The 2,872-nt window shown below is 53.5% G+C and carries 2 protein-coding genes; both read left to right on the top strand.

The window, feature by feature from the left end; all coding sequences use genetic code 11:
- Nucleotides 1-158 precede the first annotated feature (158 nt).
- The gene (locus tag AB5S05_RS21990; protein ID WP_369289629.1) at nucleotides 159-605 is read left to right on the top strand and encodes a hypothetical protein; all 447 of its coding nucleotides are present in this window, start codon (nucleotides 159-161) and stop codon (nucleotides 603-605) included.
- Between the two features lie 546 nt (nucleotides 606-1,151).
- Nucleotides 1,152-2,480, top strand: a complete 1,329-nt coding sequence (locus AB5S05_RS21985; protein ID WP_369289628.1) for a mechanosensitive ion channel family protein — start codon at nucleotides 1,152-1,154, stop codon at nucleotides 2,478-2,480.
- The last annotated feature ends 392 nt before the right edge of the window (nucleotides 2,481-2,872 follow it).

Below are 2,872 nucleotides of genomic sequence, written 5' to 3'. Positions count from 1 at the left end.
GAGGTACTCGCGACGGTCAAAAACGAAAAAGTGGGTAGGCCATCTGGTCGATTTTGATCGACGGCCCGCTTTCAAAAACGGCGAAGGCTGAAGTCGGTGGGAAATACCGGGCTAATTCAGACCTTCCTTAACCAAACGTTAGGAGTCACAAGGACGTCATGCGTTACTCCATAGATGAAAAACCAGCAGCTATTCTTTGCGTGCTTCTAGGTGTTCTTGTTGCAGCTACTATTGCTCCAGCAGGCTCATATTTTTTTGGAAACTTTATTTATTTCTGGCTCCCCCAAGTAGGCGTATTTCTACTTCCAGTAATAGTATCTTCGCGTCCAGCAGTTATCTCGGGTGCAGCATTGGTTTCAGCTCTATATCTTGCTGCTTTTTATTCGTGGAATTATTTGAATGGCCCCGACTCTATGGCGTGGCTTGGTTACTTATTTTCCTTACCTGGCGCTGCGATTGGGGCCGTCATTGGTGCGTTACATATTAAAAACAAATTAAAATCCCAAGCGGCCTATGTAGTCACAGCTATTGCCGCAAGTACATTTATGGGTCTGGCCATAAATCAAATGCTTGTATGCAGCACAGTAATGTACTGTGGCTTTTAATAGCGACTCCTAACAAGTGTATATGGACTATCCCCACAAGCAGTGAGCAATAGCTTTTCCAGCCCTGTGCTCAGTGCGGTTGCATTCGTATATCCGGCCTGTGTTGGGCGTTGCCGCCCTGGCCACTCCGTAGTTCGCGCAGCGGGGGGCAAGCGTTCAAACGATCACGTAGATCAACATTGTTATCGGCCTTGTTCCGTTGCAGGACTCGCTTGTTTCTAAAGTCTCGCGCCGCTCGCCTCAATCCCATAAAAATTCGCCTGCTGATGACCCGCCCGCCTCCTTGTTGTGGCCGATAGGCGCCACCGTAAAAAGTTATTTCTGGTTGGTAATGGGGCAGAGCGGGCCTCGGGGGTCTGGTAGTTCACCCCCTCGTTTTATATGGACTTGCCAGCCAAATGACGGGTATTTAGCGGCTTCTCCGCCCAAGGCACCGAAAAGATCGATGCTGTCTATACTGCTGTTTGATTGAGCGCGCGGCGCTAATAAACAGCGCTCTCTGAATTGCTTTGGACGGTCTGTTGGGTAGCATAAAGGTTGCCGAAAATGATGCTGGATAATCTCGACGATAAAGTAGAGCAGGCTGTCCATAAGGCGGTGGAGGTAGTGTTTCAGCCGGAAACCTATACGCAGGTCGCTATCGTTCTGGCAATTTACGCCGTCGCCTGGCTGGTCGCTCAGCGCATCAGGAAGTATGCGCCTATCCTCGATGCTCATTACGACGAGGCCGCCGTTCATCCCGTTCGCAAATTTATCAGTCGCTTGGGTGCCTTGATCTTTCCAACAGTCGCTATTCTGATGTTGCGAATATCGGTTGAAATAAGCGAGACCCTGTTGAATCAGGGCTGGTTGGTGCAGCTTGCGCTCATCATATCCATCCTCCTGATTGCCTATTCGATCATCCATAACTTTGTCCGCAACAAGTTTCTGGCCATGGCCTTCAGGTGGTTGGGTATTCCGCTGTTGTTTCTGCACCTGGTCGGCCTGCTCGGCGGCTTGATCGAGATACTCGAATCGATCTCGGTCAATCTCGGCAATATCGAAATTTCGGTCTACGGCATTGCCCGCGTTGCGATTTTCGGCTCCATCCTGTTCTGGCTCGGGCGTGTCAGCAGCCAAACCGGTCGCGACTTCATCTCGCACCAGGAGAACCTGGATGTACGTACCCGGGAAGTGGCCGCGAAGCTGTACGAGGTGGCGATATTCTTCCTGATCTTCCTGTTGTTGCTGCAGATCATGGGCATCAACCTCACCACCCTCGCGGTGTTCGGTGGCGCACTGGGGGTCGGTCTCGGCTTCGGGCTGCAGGCGATCGCCTCCAACTTCATCTCGGGAATCATCATCCTGATGGATCGCTCCGTGTCGATTGGCGACTATGTCGAACTCGAAGACGGGCGCACCGGTTTCGTGCGCGAGTTGAATATGCGCTCGACCACGCTGGAAACCTTCGACGGCAAGGATGTCGTGGTGCCGAACGAGAAGTTCATCGCCGAGATATTCACCAATTGGACGCACAAGGACAAAAGCCAGCGCTATCGGGTCGATTTCTCAGTTGCATACCATTCCGATGTCAGGAAGCTGGTGGAGATCATCAAGGAGGTGGTGGCCAGTCACCCGCAGGTGTTCAGCGGCGAGGACGTGCCCTTCGAGGAACGCCCCGATTGCGAGATCGACAGCTTCGGCGAGTCCGGAATCAATATGTTCGTCGAGTTCTGGATGGAGGGCGTCGATGACGGCAAGAACCGCGTAGGCGGGGACCTGTTGCTGATGATTCTTGAGGCGCTGCAGGAACACGGCTTCGAAATACCCTTCCCGCAGCGGGAAGTGCGCGTGGTGAACAGGCATTCGTCAGGCAATAGAAAGCAGGGCGATTAGAGGAGATGCCGGCAGCCGCTGCCTGACGGTTATGGCCTGGCGCAGTGTGCGAGAGGGTATTGGGTCGAAAGTTGAATGCCCGAGGCGTTGCGCCTCGGGCATTCTGTGCCAGTGAAACGCTCGATCAGAACTGCTCTTTCTCAACCAGCTTCAACCAGACCGGGTTGGTGAACGCCTTGTTCTCCTGGCTGTCTTCGACGACCAGGCCCACCCAGCCGGTCTCCTGTGGCAGGTCAAAGGTCACGGATGCCTTCTCCCCCGAGAGTGTAGTGGTCTACTGATCCCGGACACCGATTTAGGCGAAAATCCTCGCCGTGAGAGAGGTGTCTGATGAGCAAACAACGACGTACGTTTTCCGCCGAGTTCAAACGCGAGGCAGCCGCCTTGGTGCT

Source organism: Pseudomonas zhanjiangensis (assembly GCF_041027545.1).
Lineage (GTDB): Bacteria > Pseudomonadota > Gammaproteobacteria > Pseudomonadales > Pseudomonadaceae > Aquipseudomonas > Aquipseudomonas zhanjiangensis.
This window is presented reverse-complemented; position numbering and strand designations above follow the sequence as displayed.

Excerpts from the sequence above, each read along its gene's own strand:
- AB5S05_RS21990 (WP_369289629.1), top strand. The coding sequence starts at position 159 with ATGCGTTACTCCATAGATGAAAAACCAGCAGCTATTCTTTGCGTGCTT.
- AB5S05_RS21985 (WP_369289628.1), top strand. The coding sequence starts at position 1,152 with ATGATGCTGGATAATCTCGACGATAAAGTAGAGCAGGCTGTCCATAAG.